The sequence below is a fragment of the Roseovarius mucosus DSM 17069 genome (assembly GCF_000768555.3).
GTDB lineage: Bacteria > Pseudomonadota > Alphaproteobacteria > Rhodobacterales > Rhodobacteraceae > Roseovarius > Roseovarius mucosus.
The window spans coordinates 213,150-230,018 of sequence record NZ_KN293980.1 but is presented as its reverse complement, the minus strand read 5'-3'; the positions used below and the strand labels follow the sequence as shown (position 1 = coordinate 230,018).

The window sequence follows — 16,869 nt, the reverse complement described above, 5'->3', positions numbered from 1 at the left end:
CGCCGATGCGGATCGTATTCTGGACGGCGTTCTGGGTCTTCCTGCTGGATCAGGCCACAAAGTATCTTGTGGTGCATATGATGGACCTGCGCAGCCTCGGTTCCATCGACCTCTGGCCGCCGTTTATCAATCTGCGCATGGCGTGGAACTACGGGATCAACTTCGGGATTCTGGCGGGCGATGATCCGCTCACCCGGTGGGTACTGATTGCCGTGGCGCTGGTCATCTCGGGCGCGGTTCTGTGGTGGGTGCATAACGAACCCTTGGGGCGCTGGCACCGCTTTGCCGCAGGGCTGCTGGTGGGCGGCGCTCTCGGCAATGTGATCGACCGGCTGATCTATGGGGCGGTGGCGGATTTTCTCAACATGTCCTGTTGCGGGATTTCCAACCCCTATGCATTCAACGTGGCCGATATCGCCGTGTTTGCCGGTGCATTTGGCATGGTTCTGCTGCCTTCGGGCAAAAAGCCCTCGTGACCTTGCGCATTGAATGCGATAAGGCTCCCATGACCTTGCAGGAGAGTGGCGATGACGATGCCGCGAAAGACAGTTCTGACCTTTCTTGTGGCCACGCTCGTGGCCGGGTGCGGCGGGCGCGACGACGTCACGCTCAGCAAGATTCGTCATACCGGAAACGGGCCTGACGAGTTTTCCATAATTCCCGGCAAGCCCTTGCAAACGCCCGAGGATCTGGCCAGCCTACCCGCGCCGAACCCTGGCGGCAGCAACCTCACCGATCAAAATCCCCTCGCCGATGGCGTGGCCGCCCTTGGCGGCAATCCGGCAGGCGGGGTCGCGAGCAACGGCGCGCTTGTCAATCATGCCAACCGTTTCGGGGCCACCACCCCGGCCATCCGCCAGACTCTCGCCGCCGAGGACAAGGCGCTGCGTCAGGCGCATGGCCGCGTCGATGTGCTGCGCTTCCTGCCGGGCGACGATTACGTGCAGGCCTACCGCCGCGAATGGCTGGATGCCTATGCCGAAGAACGCTACCTGCGCAGTCGTGGCGTGGTAACACCGGCGAGTCCGCCCCCGCCAGAGTGAACGCCACCCCGCTTGAAACGGCGCGGCCAAGGCGTATCTACCAAATCAAACGCGACATAGACCGGAGACCGTATATGCGACATTTCCTCGCCGGGCTGACGCTGGCCCTTTTGCCGTTTGCTGCCCCGACATCGGCCTCGACTGCCGATCAGGTGACGCATTTCACGCTCGACAACGGGCTTGATGTGGTGGTGATCGAGGATCACCGCGCGCCCGTGGTCACGCAGATGCTCTGGTATCGTGCCGGGTCCGCCGACGAGACACCGGGCGTGTCGGGCGTCGCGCATTTCCTCGAACATCTGCTCTTCAAGGGCACCGAGACCATGGCACCGGGCGAATTTTCCGCCACCGTGGCGCGCAACGGCGGCTCGGACAACGCCTTTACCAGCTATGACTATACCGCGTATTTCCAACGTATCGCCGCCGACCGTCTTGAGCTGATCATGCGGATGGAATCGGACCGCATGACCAATCTGCAACTGGACGAGGCGGACATCCTGACAGAGCGCGACGTGATCATCGAAGAGCGCAATCAACGGGTCGAAAACAGCCCCGGCGCGCTGTTCCGTGAACAAAAGAACGCGATGCAATATCTCAATCACCGCTACGGCGTGCCGATCATCGGATGGCGACACGAAATGGAGGCGCTCGATCTCGACGCGGCGCTTGATTACTACCGGACCTTCTATGCCCCCAACAATGCCATCTTGATCGTCGCGGGCGATGTCACCCCCGAGAATGTGCGCGCCTTGGCCGAAACCTATTACGGCCCCATCGCCGCCAATCCCGACCTGCCCGAACGCGTCCGCCCGCAAGAGCCACCGCAACTGGCGGAACGCCGGATCACCATGCGCGACGCGCGCGTATCGCAACCCTATGTCACCCGCTCCTATCTGGCACCCGAGCGCGACAGCGGCGCACAGGAAAAAGCCGCGGCACTGACCCTGCTCGCCGATATTCTGGGCGGCGGTCAAACCTCGCTTCTGGTCGAGAAACTTCAGTTTCAGACCCAGACGGCGGTGCAGGTCGGCGCGTCCTACTCGGGCCTGTCGCTCGATGACACCACCTTTGACCTCTTTGTCGTGCCCGCCCCCGGTGTCACTCTGGAACAGGCCGAAGCCGCGATGGACGAGGCGCTGATCACCTTTCTCGAAACCGGCGTGGATGCCGACCAGCTTGAGCGTATCAAGATGCAGTTCCGCGCCTCGGAAACCTATGCCCGTGACGATGCCGGGGGCTTGGCCCAGCGTTATGGTCAGGCACTGACCCAAGGCCTGACCGTGGCCGATGTGCAGGCATGGCCCGCTCTCATCCAGGCCACCACCGCCGAAGAGATCATGCAGGCCGCGCGCGATGTGCTGGACCGCACGCAATCCGTCACAGGCTGGCTTATGGCACCGGAGGTCACGCAATGATCCGTTTTGTTCTGAGTTTTGTTCTGCTGATGGCCGCTCTCCCCGCACGCGCAGATATCGACGTGCGGGAAATCACCACGTCCGGCGGACTGAATGCCTGGCTGGTCGAGGATCACTCGATCCCCTTCGTTGCGCTCGAACTGCGCTTTCGCGGCGGCGGCTCGCTTGACCCCGAGGGCAAGCGTGGCGTGACAAACCTCATGGTCGGGCTTCTCGAAGAAGGGGCCGCCGAGATGGACGCGCAGGGCTTTGCGCGCGCCTCTGAATCCCTCGCCGCCAACTTCCGCTATTCCGTCAATGACGACCGCGTCAGCGTCTCAGCCCGATTCCTCACCGAGAACCGCGATCAGGCGATTGATCTCTTGCGCGCCAGCCTCGTGGAACCGCGCTTTGACCCGGACGCCATCGAGCGCGTGCGCGCGCAAATACTCTCGGTTATCAATTCCGCCCAAACTAACCCGCGCGATATCGTGGCAAAGGCGTTTGACGGCCTCGTATTCGGCGATCATCCTTATGGATCATCGCTTGATGGCACGGCCGAGAGCGTGACCGCGCTCACGCGCGATGACATCGTGGCCGCGCATCAGGGGGCGCTTGCGCGGGACCGGATCTATGTTTCTGCCGTGGGCGACATCACCGAGGCAGAGCTTGCCACCCTCCTCGACAGGCTTCTTGGCGACCTGCCCGAAACCGGCGCCCCCCTGCCCGGCGCGGCCAATCCCAACCTGCCCGGCGGCGTCAAGGTCACGGATTTTGCCACCCCGCAATCCATCGTGGCCTTTGCCCAACCCGGCATTGACCGCGATCATCCGGATTTCTTCGCCGCCTATATCCTCAACCATATCCTCGGCGGTGGCGGCTTTGAAAGCCGCCTGATGACCGAGGTGCGCGAGAAACGCGGGCTGACCTATGGTGTCTATTCCTATCTTGCCGACAAGGACGCGGCCCAGCTTTGGATGGGCTCGGTCGCCTCTGCCAATGACCGCGTCGCCGAGGCTATTAGCGTCATTCGCGACGAATGGGCGCGGATGCACACCGACGGCGTCACCCCCGAAGAGCTGGAAAACGCCAAGACCTATCTGACCGGCGCCTATCCCCTGCAATTCGAGGGGAACGGCCCCATCGCCGACATCGCCGTCGGCATGCAGATGGAGGGGCTTCCGACCGATTACATCACCACCCGCAATGACAAGGTGAATGCCGTCACGCTCGAGGACATCAACCGCGTCGCGCGCGACCTCCTTGATCCCGAGGCGCTCACCTTTGTGGTGGTGGGTCAGCCCGAAGGGCTGGACAGCACGATCAACTGACCTTGCCGCCCTGACGCAATCCCACACGCGTCAGGGCCGCATCCAGTGGGGCCATGTCCGGCAGATTCAGCCGCATCGGCAGGCTTAAGACCTTACGCCGAAACGCCTCTGGCAAACGCACGGCGTCCTCTTCCGTCGTGACCAGTTGCGCAGCCCGCAGGTAGGCCTCGCGCTCCAGCCGCGCGAGCAGGGCCGAGCCATAGGCCTCCTCTGTCGCCAACGCCTCAAAGCGCACAAGCTCTGCCCCAAGCCCGCGCAAGGTGGCAAAGAAGAGCCCCGGATCTTCACCCCCCGCAAAGGCCAAGAGCCGCGCCCCCGCCCACTCCATGCCGGTGGGCAGCGGCTGCAGATCGCCCGGCATCCTTGGCATGTCGAGCCGCTCGGCCCAAAGCTCTGCAAATCGCTCTTGGGCGGAACGCGGCCCGACCGGGATCAGCAGATCAACCCGCGCCAACGCCACCGCCAGAGGTTCCGCAAGCGGCCCCGCCGGGCGACAGCGTCCGTTGCCAAACCCGCGCACCGCATCGACCACGCCAATGGATACATCCTTGACCAGCGCCGGATCGCGCAGCCCCCCCATCATCACGAGACAATCGGCCCCGCCTTCAGCCAAGGCCGCCCGCGCGCCCGATGCCCAGTCGGACGCAACCCAGGTCGGCGCGAAATCCGCAGCCAGCAGCGCAGCCGCCCCAACCTCTGCCGCCCCATGGCGGCGCGGCTCTACCCGGAGCGGTCCCGACCCGCCCCGCGCAAGGATCACAGGCGCAAACCCCAACCGCTGTATATGCCCGACCACCGCCAGCACCGCAGGCAACGCACCCACACCCCCCGCCGCCAATGCATCGACCGAGATCAGCGGCACCGGCGCACGCCAGCCGTCGCCATCCACCCGCTTGCCGCGCGCCCGCCAGTGCGCCCAAGGCGTCAACAACCGCGCGCGCAGGCCGGGTCGGTCCGGTGGCGTGAACCAATGCGCGGGCAGGCTCATCGCGCGGCGTCCAGCCGATCCAGCCGATCCAGCAGCATATCCTGAATCCGGTCGGTCACCGCCGCCCCGCGCGAGGCCACATCCCAGGCCGCATGGGCCATCACCGCCGCCTGATCCGGCGCAATCAACCGCTGCACCGCCGCCGTGAGCGTCGCGCTGTCACGCACGATCCGCGCCGCCCCGGCCTCGGCATAGCGCGAATACCGGTTGAGGTAGCGGCCAACGTTGGGGCCATAAAGGATCGCCGATCCATGCGCGGCAGGCTCGTTGGGATCGCGCCCATGCTGGCCCGAGACCAGCGACGAGCCCATGAATGTCACCGGGGCCAGACGATACCACAGCCCCATCTCGCCCCGCGTATCGGCCAGAATTACCTGCGTTGTCTCGCTTGGCATCTCGCCTTCGGACCAGACCGCGACCCGCCAGCCCTGCGCGTCCAGCGTGGCGCGCATCTCGGCGCAATCCTGCAAATCGTCCGGCACCACGATCAGAACGCTACGATGCGCCAGACGGCTCACCTCTCGGTGCGTCTCCAGCACCGTGGCCAGCTCGTCGCGGTGGATACGCGACGCAAGCCAGATCGGACGGCTGCGCAAGAGGCCCGCCATCTCTTCGCGCTCGGCGACACTAAAGGGTAGCGTCATCGCCCCTTCCTGAAACGCGCCCGTCACGGTCACGATCCGCTCGGGCGCCCCAAACCGGCGGACCAGCCGCGCCGCCGCTTCGGTTCGTGTCAGGATTTCCGTGAACAACCCCAAGACTGCACGTGGCATGTCGGGAAACCAGCGCCAGCTTGCCCGATCCAGGTTCTCTTCATCGGCATCGACAAGATAGAGAGGAATGTTCATGCGCGCGGCACAAATCAACAACGCAGGCCGCAAATCGCCCCCGGTCCAGAGGCATATATCAGGCCGCCAATGGCCCAGAAATGCCTCGGCGGCGGGCAGGTTGTCCTCGGGCACCGTCTGCCAAACGACCGACGCCGCCGTGTCGGTGCGCGCGGGTGTCGTGCTCGCCGTGGTCAGCAAGAGATGAAGACCCCGCCTCTGCGCCGCCAAACGCTCGGCCAGATGCACCAGCGTATCGGCCCGCGCCGCATCGACCGCATGCGCCCAGATAAGCGGCCCCGGCGGGCGCGCCTGATCCGGCGCAGGCCCTGCGCGCCCAGCCCGGCGCGCATAGGCCAGATAGGCCGAGAGGCTGAGCGACCGGCTCATGCCATCGCCCCGTCAATCGCCACAAGAGCAGGCGAAATCAGGCTCTCGGGCGCGATCCTCTCAACCGGCACGCCAAGCCCAAGCAGCGCAACGGCATAGCTCTCAGCCGCGTCACCCGACGCGACCAGCACCACATTCTGTCCCAGCCAATAGGGGCGCGCGGCCGCCAGTTCCGCCGCCAAAAGGTGACCCGTCAGCGCCGTCGCAGACCCGCGCACCTCAGCCCCACGCAGATACGCCGCCAGACGCTCCGGGCGGCTCAACGTATCGGCCAGGGCCACATCACAAGGCTCTGCGGCGCCCCCCAAGAGCCGCACCAGCCTTGGCGTCATGAAACTCTGGCAACTCACAGCCTCGCCCGCACTCAGATGCACCCAATGGCTCAGGTCGCGCCCGACCACCCACGCCACACCGTCCCATTGCGCCCGTCCCTGCAAGAGCCCGATCAGCAACAGACGCACCCAGGCGTCGATGACATCGGGCGGGTTGTCCTGCACAAGCGGTGCCAGCCCCCGTGCACCCTGCGGCATGATCTGTGCTGGCAGGCGATCCCCCTGCCCTTCTCCAACCCGGAAAATCCTGTGCGGCATCGATGCCAGCATGGCCCGCGCGGCCGACTCATCGGGGGCCGTGGCCTCTTGAACAATCCGCGCACCCTGCATCACAAAGGCGCGCGCCCTCTCTCCGTCATGGCCGATGACGGCCCAGTCGGTCATTGCCGGCGTTCAAGCTGCGCCACGAGACCGGACATATCATAGCCCGCCTCGGCGGTGGCGCGCAGGATTTCATCCCCGCCCAGATCGTCAAACCGCGTTATGCTCCACAGCATCGTGCAGCGCGTGCCGGTCCGGCAATAGGCAAGGATGGGCTTGGGCATCTCATCGAGTGCTGCGCGAAACTCATCCAATGCGGCCTGTGTCATTTGCCCCGACACAATAGGCACCCACCGCACCGCAAGCCCCGCCGCCTCTGCTGCGGCGGCAACGGCATCATAGGCCGGTTGCCCGTAATCCTCGCCATCCGGGCGGTTGCAAAGGATCGAACGATATCCGGCATCGACAACAGCGGCCACATCCCCCACCTCGATCTGCGGGGATACGGTAAAATCTTGGGTGATCGGGCGCAGGTCCATAAGGCTCTCCAGCAGGGTTTGCCCCATCTATGCGCAAATCCCGATCCGGATTCAATGGCACACACGCGGCAGTGACAGAGCAGCGCGCGGCGATACGTCACGCGCAGACCTCAGCACCAAAGACGAAGATTCTTGCAGCACATCCCGATTTTTGCCGAAATTTACGGCATTCGGCCTGCAAATCCGGGAAATCCGGGAAAACCGCAGACGTAACCTCTGGTAGAGTAGACTACCGGGCAACGTCTGGATGCCCGGACAAGTAACAACAACAGCGAGGGAGATCCTGTCATGTCTGGAAAATTCGTCGTCGGCTACGACGGCAGCGTGTCATCGCGGCGCGCCTTGGAATTCGCGGTAGAGCGCGCACGCGCACAAGGCGGCACTATCGTGCTGGCACATGTGCTGGAATGGTCGCCCTATTCCTTCCTGACGGCCAGCGAGTTGGAAGAACGCCATAAGCGCCGCCGCGAAGAGATGGAGCGCGCAGAAAAGGCGATCACCTCAACCGTCGTTACGGAACTGAAGGACAGCGGCATGCCGGTTGAAACCGTGATCCGCTATGGCAACACCGCCGATCTGCTCTGCCGCATCGCCAAAGAGGTGAACGCCGTCCAGATCGTCATCGGACGTGATGGCCAGTCGGCGATCGGCGCGCGGGTGTTCGGTTCGGTCGCCGGTGCGCTTGTGCAGACGGCCCCGGTGCCCTGCACCATTGTTCCATAACAGCAAGAAACAACAGGGATAACAAAAATGACTCGATACGCATTTCCTGCGGCGGCGGTCGGGGCGGCGATGCTCGCCATGCCCGCCCATGCACAATCCGTTGATGAAAAGGTCAACCAGATTTTCGCCAATTCAACCGGCTGGTTCGTCAATCTGATCTTTTCCAACTTTCCGGGCACTTCCTTTCCGTGGATCGTGGCGTGGCTTGTGATCGGTGCCACCGTGTTCACGCTCTATTTCGGCTTTATTCAATTCCGCGCGATCGGTCATTCCATCGCACTGGTCAAAGGCGACTATTCCGACCCCAACGATGCCGGCGAAGTCAGCCATTTTCAGGCGCTCGCCACCGCCCTGTCGGGCACCGTGGGCCTTGGTAATATCGCAGGCGTCGCCGTCGCGGTCAGCATCGGTGGCCCCGGCGCGACCTTCTGGATGATCCTTGCGGGCCTCATGGGCATGGCGTCGAAATTCACCGAATGCACCTTGGGCGTGAAATACCGCAACGAATACCCCGACGGCCGCGTCTCGGGCGGCCCGATGTATTACCTGACCAAGGGCTTTGCCGAACGCGGCCTGCCCGGTGGCAGAATCCTCGCCGTGATGTTCTCGATCTTCTGTATCCTCGGCGCGCTCGGCGGCGGCAACATGTTTCAGGCCAATCAGGCGCATCAGCAGATTGCCGGCATCGTCGGCGCTTATCCGGGCTGGATCACCGGCGTGATCTTTGCCGGTGTGGTCTTTGCGGTGATCGTGGGCGGCCTCAAATCCATCGCAAAGGTGACCGAGAAAATCGTGCCCTTCATGGGCATCCTCTACGTTGGCACGGCGCTGATCATCATCGCGATGAATGCCGATCAGATTGGCTGGGCCTTTGGCCAGATCTTCGAAGGGGCCTTTACCGGGCTGGGCGTTGCGGGGGGCATGGTCGGCGCGCTGATCCAAGGCTTCAAGCGCGCGGCCTTTTCCAACGAGGCCGGCGTCGGCTCCGCCGCCATCGCCCATTCGGCGGTGCGCACCAAGGAACCGATCACCGAAGGTTTCGTGTCGCTGCTTGAACCCTTTATCGACACGGTGGTGATCTGCACCATGACCGCGCTGGTGATCATCATCACGGGACAGCTGGTTGCAGGACCGGATGGCAACTACCTGCTCAACGAGGCGGGCACGGCGATCCAGACTGTCGGCGGCACCTCCGGCGTGGGTCTCACCTCCGCGGCCTTTGGCAGCGCAATCAGCTGGTTTCCTTATGTGCTGGCCATTGCCGTCGTGCTCTTTGCCTTCTCCACCATGATCAGCTGGTCCTACTACGGGCTCAAGGCCTGGACCTACCTCTTTGGCGAAGGCGAGACCAAGGAACTGGTGTTCAAGGTGATCTTCTGCATCTTCGTGGTGATCGGTGCGGCCGCCAACCTCGGCCCGGTGATCGACTTTTCGGATGCGGCGATCTTTGCCATGGCGGTGGTCAACATCATCGGGCTCTATTTCCTGATGCCCATCGTCAAACGCGAGCTTGACGGCTATCTCAGCCGCCTGAAGTCCGGCGAAATCAAGAAGTTCGAGTAACTTTTCACCCGATTTGACAATCATGGGGGCCGGCGGACATCCGCCGGCCCCTTTGGATTCAGGGAGATCATGCATAGATAAATGTCAGAACGATACGACGATTTCCCTCAAGGAGGACCAGTTATGGACAAAGAGACATATCAGAAAAAGCTGCACGCCCAACTCGATCAATGGAAAGCCGAAATTGACAAGTTGCAAGCCCAGTCGCGCGAGGCTTCTGCCGACATGCAGATCAAGTATCAGGATCAAATCAAAGAGCTGCGCGAAAAACGCGCCGAAATGGCAGCCGAGTATGACAAGATTGAGGCCGCCAGCATCGAGGCGTGGAAAGATTTCAAGACCGGCGCCGACGAGGCATGGGATAACATGTCCAAGGCCATGAAGTCAGCATGGGGTCGGTTTGGCTGAAGAGCTGCCAAACCTCTTCAATTGCCGTCACGCAAGCGCCATAACAGGCGCTTGCGTGCTTTTTCAGAGGTAGGATTGCCTGCTCAGGCCGCCGCAAACCCGGCATCGAGCGCCGACAGGATCACGTTGATTTCAGCTTCGGAAATCACCAGGGGCGGCGACATCAGGATGTTATGCGCCCCCAGACGCACCATCGCGCCTGCCTCATAGGTGGCCTGATGCACCCGCTTCATGGTCGCGGCATCCATCGGCGTTTTCTTGGCGCGGTCGCTGACCAGCTCGATCCCCATCATCAACCCATGGCCGCCACGCACATCACCGATGATGTCGTATTTTTCGGCCAGCTTCTTGACTCCTTCATAGAGCTGCGTGCCGCGCACGGCGGCATTGCTCTTGGTATCAAGCCGCAGCGTTTCCGACAGGCAGGCCACCACAGCCGCCGCCCCCACGGGATGCGCCGAATAGGTATAGCCGGTCCAGATGCTGCCTTCCGGCCCCGCCTTTTCAAAGACATCGGCCACCTTGTCGCCCAGAACCACACCGCCCACCGGGAAGTATCCGCTGGTAATGCCCTTGGCGATGGTCATCATGTCGGGCTTGACGCCCCAATGCCGCGCGCCGGTCCAGTCGCCGGTGCGCCCGAACCCGGTGATCACCTCATCCGAAATCATCAGGATGCCGTAGCGGTCGCAGATCTCGCGCATAAGCTTCATGAAGGAGGCATCCGGCACGATCACCCCGCCCGCGCCCTGAATGGGCTCCATGATAAAGGCGGCAATGGTCGAGGGGTCCTGAAACTCGATCTCATCCACCATGGCCGCGGCAATCTTCTGCGCCAGTTTGGCCCCATCGGTCTCGTCATAGGGATTGCGATAGGTATAGGGGCTGGGCAGGTGATAGCAGCCCGGCAAGAGCGGCTCATAGGTGATGCGGAAGCGGTTGTTGCCATTGACGCTCGCCCCGCCCCAATGGGTGCCGTGATAGCCCTTTTTCAGGCTCAGGAACTTGGTGCGCGTGGGTTCCCCCCGCAGGCGGTGATATTGCCGCGCCATGCGCAGCGCCGTGTCCACGCTATCCGACCCACCAGAGGTGAAAAAGACGCGCGTCATCCCATCTTCGGCAAAGAATTCCTGCACCGCATAGGACGCCTCGATCGCCGCCGGGTTGGTCGAGCCGGCAAAGGCCGAATAATAGGGCAATTGCCAGAGCTGATCGGAAATCGCCTGCTTCACCACATCGTTGGAATAGCCAAGGTTCACGCACCACAGGCCCCCCACCGCATCCACCGGATCATGCCCGTCAATGTCGGTGATCCGCACACCTGAGGCGCTCTTGATGATCTTGGGCGCGTTGGCCTGCTGCTCGCCGGGATGCCCCATCGGGTGCCACAGGTGGCGCGCGTTCATCTCACGCAGGAAATTGTCGTCTTTCATGGGGGTGCTCCGGCATTGGTGGGAATTTGATCAAATTCTGCCACCGCCGCGAGAGACTGTCCAGAGGGATTAAGGGGCCGGAACACCAATCCCGGCCCATCCCGCGTGGCGGATCACTCCGCCAGCTTTTCCTCGATGATCGCCTTGAGATCGTCATAGGCCATATTGGAATATTTCTGCTCGTTGATCACCAGGGTCGGCGTCGACTCGACGCCATGGGCCTCGGCATTCTCTTGATACCAGGCCACCAGCGCCTTGGCCTTGTCGGTGTCGTTCAGGCAGGCCTCGACCGCGTCCGGCTCAAGCCCTGCAACCTTGCCGATGCGGCGCAGGTTGTCAGCAATCGCGGCGGGCTCGCCTTGGGTCCATTCGCGCTGCTGCTCATAGAGCATATCAGAGATGCCAAAGAATTTCTCGGGCCCGCCGCAGCGCGCCACCATCGACGCCCATAGGCCGAACCGGTCAAAATAGACATCGCGATAAATGAAATGGATCTTGTCCGTGTCGATGTAATCAGCCTTCAACTGCTTGAGCGGCCCTTTGTGGAAATTCGCGCAATGCGGACAGGTAAAGGACGCATATTCCACAATCGTGACCTTGGCATCCTCTGGCCCCATCGTCATTTCGACGATCTGCGACGTATCGGGGGCGGTCTCTTGCGCCACGGCGGGGCCTGTGAGCATGGCAAGGGCCAGCGCCCCGGTTGCGATCATGTGTTTCATGTCTTTATCCTTGGTCTGATGGGTCGGTCAGTGTTGCTGCTTGGTTAACACGTTGCGCGCCAGCCTTTCCAGCGCGGCCCGCAATCCGTCGTCTGTGACAGGCGCGGCAAGGCTGCTGGCGGCTTGGAGTGTCTCGGGGGCCAAGGCGGGCATCGCCGCCTCCTTGGGCCGATGGGTGAAATCCACCTGCCCCTCGGCAAAACCCACGGGGGCTGTCTGGGTGATACGAATACGCGCAATCGCATTGTAGCCGTAAACGGCATTGACCCGCTCGCGCAGCTTTTCCTTTTGCATCTCCAGCATCGGGGCCTGCGCGCCGGTCGTGAGCAGCGTGAGCGTTGCCCCCATCCCCTGCCGCGCATAAGAGACCTCGACCGGGCGGGCGATGGCGGCGATGTCCTCGCCCACCACTTCGGCCCAATGCGTCAAGAGCCGCGATTGTGCGAATCCACGGCTTTCCGAGGCGCGGCGGATGCTGGTCTGCAGCAACGCCGAGGTGCGTTTGAACCCGTATGTCGCGGCCTTGCGGCTGGTCATGGTTGGCGCTCTCCTCAATGGCGCTAATCTATGGCATGTGACAGGGGATACCAGAGCAGATTGCGGGGCAGAGGGATAAACTATGCGTTATTTCGCCGAGGCTGAGAGCCTGCTTGCGTGGTATGATACCCATGCCCGAGACCTGCCGTGGCGGATCAGCCCCGCCGCCCGCGCGGGCGGCGGGCGCCCCGATCCCTACCGCATCTGGCTGAGCGAGGTGATGCTGCAACAGACCACCGTCGCGGCGGTCAAATCCTATTTCCTGCGATTCACAACGCTCTGGCCCACCGTTGCCGATCTGGCGGCGGCAGAGGATTCCGCCGTGATGGGCGAATGGGCGGGCTTGGGATATTACGCCCGTGCCCGCAATCTCCTGAAATGCGCCCGCGCGGTTGTGCGCGATCACAACGGACGCTTTCCCGACACGCTCGACGGCCTGCGCGCCCTGCCCGGCATCGGGCCTTATACCGCCGCCGCCATCGCGGCCATCGCTTATGATCAACCGCATGTGGTGGTGGACGGCAATGTCGAACGGGTGATAGCGCGGCTCCATGACATCCACACCCCCCTGCCCACCGCCAAGCGCGAACTGACCGAGGCCGCCGCCCGCCTCACGCCCCGCACCCGCCCCGGCGATTACGCCCAGGCGGTGATGGATCTTGGCGCGACGATCTGCACGCCCAAATCCCCCGCCTGCGCCCTCTGCCCCTGGCGCGCGCCCTGTGCCGCCCACGCTGCAGGCACCGCCGCGGACCTGCCTCGCAAACTGCCCAAAACGCCCAAGCCCCTGCGCCATGGTCACGCCTATGTCGCCCGTCGCGCCGACGGCGCATGGCTGCTCGAGCGCCGCCCCGACAGCGGCCTCTTGGGCGGGATGCTGGGCTGGCCCTGCAGCGATTGGGGCGACGCCCCATCGCCCGCTCCGCCCATCGCCGCCCACTGGCAGGAGCTGGAAGCCGAGGCCCGCCACACCTTCACCCATTTCCACCTCCGCCTCCGCATCCATGTGGCGCTTCTGCCAGAGGATGCGACACCAGAGCGCGGCCAGTTCCTACGTGACGCAACGTTTCGCCCCGCGGAATTGCCTACCGTGATGCGAAAGGTCTTTGACCTTGCGCGGGCAGCGCTAAACTCTTCCGCGTGATAAGCCGTGATATGTAAGTGTAAACTGCACAGGACACCCCCATGATCCCCGCCGCACAGGTCGCTCAACTGCACCGCGCTTTGCCCTTCTGGATGTCTCTGCTTCTGTTGCCCTTGGGCGTTCTGGGCGCGCTCAACGGCGGCTGGACCGTTCTGCTGCTCCCGCTCGCCACGTGGTATTTCTTCTCGATCCTCGACGCCTTTCTCGGGCTTTATACCGAGAATGCCGATCTTGAGACGCGCGAGGATCAATTGACCTGGTATCGTGCGATCACCCTGATCTGGGCCCCTTTGCAATTCGGGCTGCTCTATTGGCTGATCTGGTATGTCACCGGCCCCGGTGACGCCCATCTCAGACCTCTGGAAACCATCCTTCTTTTCTTTGGCGTGGGGGTGATCACCGGGACGGTCGGGATCAATTACAGCCACGAACTCATGCATCAAAAGAACCGGGGCGAGCGGTTCATGGGCGACATTCTGTTGGCGATGGTGCTCTATTCGCATTTCCGCTCTGAACATCTCTTGGTGCATCATCGCTATGTTGGCACCCCCCGCGATCCGGTCACGGCGCGCTATAACGAGGGGTTCCACCGCTTTTTCCCGCGCGTGCTCCGGCAAAGCTGGCACTCGGCCTTCAAGGCAGAGGCCGATATGCTGGCCCGCCGCAACCTGCCATGGCATGATCTCAAGAATCCGTTTTTCAAATATTGGGCGCTGCAAGGGTTCATGGCCCTGCTGGCCGGGCTGATCGGCGGCTGGATCGGCCTTGCTCTCTTTGTCTGGCAAGCCTTTGTCGCGATCTGGCAATTGGAGCTGGTGAATTACATCGAACATTACGGCCTGACGCGCAAACATCTGGGCAATGGCAAATACGAGCATGTCCAGCCGCGCCATAGCTGGAACGCGGCGCACAAGGCGTCGAACTGGATCTTGATCAATCTGCAACGCCATTCGGACCATCACTACAAACCCGACCGCCGCTTTCCGCTCTTGCAGAATTACACCGAGGCGGACGCCCCGCAACTGCCCTATGGCTATCCGGTGATGACCATGGCCGCCATGGTTCCGCCCATTTGGCGGCGGGTGATGAACCCCCGCGTGCGCCGCTGGCGCGAGATGTATTACCCCGAGATCACCAATTGGCGCCCCTACAACCGCGCGAGCAATCCATTGCCGCGCTAGGGCTATATGGAGAGGCGCGCGGGGGCCAGGCGGCCAGGGACGCGGGAACGACTTGCACCGTCTGGTGCTTTGTAGATGCCAGATCCGTCTAGGGCGCGTTGCGCCCCATGATAACGCACCCGTCCCGGGCTTGACCCGGGACCTTGCCGAGGCAGGAGGCCCCGGCTCGGAGGCCGGGGCGATGTGACCCCGATCAGACGCGCCATACTCTAACCTGACAGGATGGCGTCCAAATCACGCCGCGACCTGATCGAGCAGATGCCCCGTCTTCACATAGATGAGGCAGCCCTCGTCGGAATAGGGCTTGTGCTCTGACAGATGCGGGCTGCGCAGCCAGGTCCCCGCCGGGTAGCTGCCGTGCTCATCGGCAAAGGTGCCTTCGATCACGAATATCTCTTCGCCGCCCCAATGCCGATGCGGTGTGAACCGCGTGCCGGGCGCCCAACGCACCAGCGCCACATTCTCGTTCACGGCCGTATGCAGCGGCAGCACGCTCAGCCCCTCAACCAAACCCGGGCGAAACGCGGCACGTTTCGTGTCAATGTGGAATTGCTCGGTATCCGATGGATCGAACTGATAGAGCTTCACCAGGATCGTGCAGCCGTCCTTGGTATGGGGCTTGTGACGTGTGCCAATCGGATTGCGCACATAAGACCCCGCCGGATAATCTCCACTCTCGTCGGAAAACACCCCCTCCAGGACAAGGAATTCCTCACCGCCATCATGGGTATGGGCGTCGAAATACGAATCCGGCGCGAACCGCACGATGGTGGTTGCACGCGCCACCTCATCCCCGATTCTGTCCAGCATCATCCGCTCGACTCCGGTCGCGGGGGATTGCACCCAAGTGTAATCCTCGGGCCGGATCACGACACGTTGGGAAAAATCAGCATTGATGCGCATGGCGGTCCTCCTGATGGGTAGCTAGGCAGCGGACCGCCGAATTCAAGCCGCCTCGATCACCGCCCGTGCTTCGGCAAAAGACAGTAACCGACGTGCTTTTTCGTCCCAAAGATGCAGCCGCGCATTGGCAAGGCTCTCGCGAATGGTCATCCGGTTCATCTGGGCCAGCTGCGCGTGATCCCGCAACGCTTCGGGCAGACGGTAGAACGGGATACGGCTGTTGACGTGATGGACATGGTGAATCCCGATATTGGCACTCAGCCATTGCAGCCAGCCGGGCAGCACATAATGCGAGCTGCCCTCGAGGGCGGCATCATGCAATTGCCAGTTTTCCTCGGCCTCCCAATGGGTCGTCTCGAACTGATGCTGCACGTAAAATAGCCACATGCCCGCCGTCGCCGCCAGAACGGTCGAAGGCAAAAAGATCAAAAGGATCGGCATCAGCCCCCCGAACCACGCCACCAGCCCCAGCACCGCCACAAGAACAGCATTGGTCGCCATCGCGCTGACCCAATAGCGCGCCTTGCCCATGAACCCGAGCGGCAGGCGGTTCTCCAGCAAAAAGATATAGCCCGGCCCCAACCCGAACAGAACCAGCGGATTGCGATAGAGCCGGTATTTCAGCCGCTGAAACGGCGTCAGCGCGGCATATTCCGCCACCGTCAGCGTGTTTATATCGCCGATGCCCCGCCGCCCCAGATTACCCGAGGAACTGTGGTGGATCGAATGCGAATGTCGCCACACATCATAAGGCGTGAGCGTCACAACCCCAAGCGCGCGACCCAGCCAGTCGTTCATCGACCGGCTCTTGAAAAACGCGCCATGGCCGCAATCATGCTGGATAGCAAACAGGCGCAACAGGAACGGCGCGGCGCAGAGCGCCACAACGACACTCAACACGTAACTCAGCGACAGCGCCCACCACGCCAACCCCCAAAGGGCGAGAAACGGGCCAACCGTCACGCACAATTCAAACGCGGCACGCGGCGAACTCGGTTCGCGGTATTTCGCAAGGAGTTGCGCCCATTCCCTACCAGCGCGTGTTTCAGGTGGCAGCGGGGCGGGGTGGGTTTGATCGAGCATGTGCCTGTATTTTTTGGTAGCGATTGCCAAACTCATAGAGGATTGGCAGGCGTTTGCAAACGTTGCG

At 62.6% G+C, this 16,869-nt stretch carries 18 protein-coding genes; 9 read left to right on the top strand and 9 right to left on the bottom strand.

Annotated elements, in window-relative coordinates:
* The first annotated feature begins 5 nt into the window (after positions 1-5).
* The 4 genes from lspA (at position 6) to ROSMUC_RS12150 (ending at position 3,768) form a co-directional block, all read left to right on the top strand.
* Complete coding sequence (lspA, locus tag ROSMUC_RS12165; protein ID WP_037273415.1) at positions 6-476, top strand: signal peptidase II; 471 nt, start codon at positions 6-8, stop codon at positions 474-476.
* A gap of 51 nt (positions 477-527) precedes the next feature.
* The gene (locus tag ROSMUC_RS12160) at positions 528-1,043 is read left to right on the top strand and encodes a DUF3035 domain-containing protein (RefSeq protein WP_037273411.1); all 516 of its coding nucleotides are present in this window, start codon (positions 528-530) and stop codon (positions 1,041-1,043) included.
* Positions 1,044-1,117: 74 nt separating this feature from the next.
* Positions 1,118-2,458 (top strand): M16 family metallopeptidase, encoded by a 1,341-nt coding sequence (locus tag ROSMUC_RS12155; RefSeq protein WP_037273408.1) that lies wholly within the window; start codon positions 1,118-1,120, stop codon positions 2,456-2,458.
* On the top strand, positions 2,455-3,768 hold the full coding sequence (locus ROSMUC_RS12150) for a M16 family metallopeptidase (RefSeq protein WP_102105948.1): 1,314 nt from the start codon (positions 2,455-2,457) through the stop codon (positions 3,766-3,768). The genes ROSMUC_RS12155 and ROSMUC_RS12150 overlap by 4 nt, the downstream gene beginning before the upstream one ends.
* Here the strand turns inward: ROSMUC_RS12150 and ROSMUC_RS12145 are convergent.
* Genes ROSMUC_RS12145 through ROSMUC_RS12130 form a run of 4 tightly spaced genes read right to left on the bottom strand, consistent with a single transcriptional unit; the run spans position 3,761 to position 7,132 of the window.
* Positions 3,761-4,756, bottom strand: a complete 996-nt coding sequence (locus ROSMUC_RS12145) for a tetraacyldisaccharide 4'-kinase (protein WP_037273406.1) — start codon at positions 4,754-4,756, stop codon at positions 3,761-3,763. The genes ROSMUC_RS12150 and ROSMUC_RS12145 overlap by 8 nt on opposite strands.
* A complete protein-coding gene (locus ROSMUC_RS12140; protein ID WP_037273403.1) occupies positions 4,753-5,973 on the bottom strand; it encodes a 3-deoxy-D-manno-octulosonic acid transferase in 1,221 nt (406 codons plus the stop codon). The genes ROSMUC_RS12145 and ROSMUC_RS12140 overlap by 4 nt, the downstream gene beginning before the upstream one ends.
* Positions 5,970-6,689 (bottom strand): 2-dehydro-3-deoxygalactonokinase, encoded by a 720-nt coding sequence (locus ROSMUC_RS12135; RefSeq protein ID WP_037273400.1) that lies wholly within the window; start codon positions 6,687-6,689, stop codon positions 5,970-5,972. The genes ROSMUC_RS12140 and ROSMUC_RS12135 overlap by 4 nt, the downstream gene beginning before the upstream one ends.
* Entirely contained in the window at positions 6,686-7,132 is a 447-nt protein-coding gene (locus ROSMUC_RS12130; protein ID WP_102105947.1) for a protein tyrosine phosphatase family protein, read from the bottom strand. The genes ROSMUC_RS12135 and ROSMUC_RS12130 overlap by 4 nt, the downstream gene beginning before the upstream one ends.
* Positions 7,133-7,393: 261 nt before the next feature.
* On the opposite strand from ROSMUC_RS12130, the gene ROSMUC_RS12125 reads away from it, so the two are divergent.
* The 3 genes from ROSMUC_RS12125 to ROSMUC_RS12115 all read left to right on the top strand — a co-directional run bounded on the left by ROSMUC_RS12125 (position 7,394) and on the right by ROSMUC_RS12115 (position 9,799).
* Entirely contained in the window at positions 7,394-7,828 is a 435-nt protein-coding gene (locus ROSMUC_RS12125; RefSeq protein ID WP_037273398.1) for a universal stress protein, read from the top strand.
* Between the two features lie 27 nt (positions 7,829-7,855).
* On the top strand, positions 7,856-9,391 hold the full coding sequence (locus ROSMUC_RS12120) for an alanine/glycine:cation symporter family protein (RefSeq protein ID WP_037273395.1): 1,536 nt from the start codon (positions 7,856-7,858) through the stop codon (positions 9,389-9,391).
* Positions 9,392-9,514: 123 nt separating this feature from the next.
* Positions 9,515-9,799: a sll1863 family stress response protein gene (locus ROSMUC_RS12115; RefSeq protein WP_037273393.1), complete on the top strand. Its 285-nt coding sequence runs from the start codon at positions 9,515-9,517 to the stop codon at positions 9,797-9,799.
* 83 nt (positions 9,800-9,882) lie between these two features.
* Here ROSMUC_RS12115 and ROSMUC_RS12110 read toward each other — a convergent pair whose 3' ends face one another.
* From ROSMUC_RS12110 to ROSMUC_RS12100, 3 genes are all read right to left on the bottom strand, one after another.
* Entirely contained in the window at positions 9,883-11,232 is a 1,350-nt protein-coding gene (locus ROSMUC_RS12110; protein ID WP_037273390.1) for an aminotransferase class III-fold pyridoxal phosphate-dependent enzyme, read from the bottom strand.
* Positions 11,233-11,345: 113 nt separating this feature from the next.
* Complete coding sequence (locus ROSMUC_RS12105; RefSeq protein WP_037273386.1) at positions 11,346-11,954, bottom strand: DsbA family protein; 609 nt, start codon at positions 11,952-11,954, stop codon at positions 11,346-11,348.
* Positions 11,955-11,981: 27 nt separating this feature from the next.
* Complete coding sequence (locus ROSMUC_RS12100; RefSeq protein ID WP_037273384.1) at positions 11,982-12,491, bottom strand: DUF721 domain-containing protein; 510 nt, start codon at positions 12,489-12,491, stop codon at positions 11,982-11,984.
* An 82-nt stretch (positions 12,492-12,573) separates the two neighbouring features.
* Between ROSMUC_RS12100 and mutY the strand changes: the two genes are divergently transcribed.
* Together mutY and ROSMUC_RS12090 are read left to right on the top strand one after the other, a co-directional pair.
* On the top strand, positions 12,574-13,635 hold the full coding sequence (mutY, locus tag ROSMUC_RS12095) for an A/G-specific adenine glycosylase (protein ID WP_037273381.1): 1,062 nt from the start codon (positions 12,574-12,576) through the stop codon (positions 13,633-13,635).
* Between the two features lie 41 nt (positions 13,636-13,676).
* Positions 13,677-14,816 (top strand): alkane 1-monooxygenase, encoded by a 1,140-nt coding sequence (locus ROSMUC_RS12090; RefSeq protein ID WP_037273378.1) that lies wholly within the window; start codon positions 13,677-13,679, stop codon positions 14,814-14,816.
* 234 nt (positions 14,817-15,050) lie between these two features.
* Here ROSMUC_RS12090 and ROSMUC_RS12085 read toward each other — a convergent pair whose 3' ends face one another.
* Both ROSMUC_RS12085 and ROSMUC_RS12080 read right to left on the bottom strand, forming a co-directional pair.
* On the bottom strand, positions 15,051-15,719 hold the full coding sequence (locus ROSMUC_RS12085) for a cupin domain-containing protein (RefSeq protein ID WP_037273376.1): 669 nt from the start codon (positions 15,717-15,719) through the stop codon (positions 15,051-15,053).
* 42 nt (positions 15,720-15,761) lie between these two features.
* Positions 15,762-16,802 (bottom strand): fatty acid desaturase, encoded by a 1,041-nt coding sequence (locus tag ROSMUC_RS12080; protein ID WP_037273373.1) that lies wholly within the window; start codon positions 16,800-16,802, stop codon positions 15,762-15,764.
* Positions 16,803-16,869 lie beyond the last annotated feature (67 nt).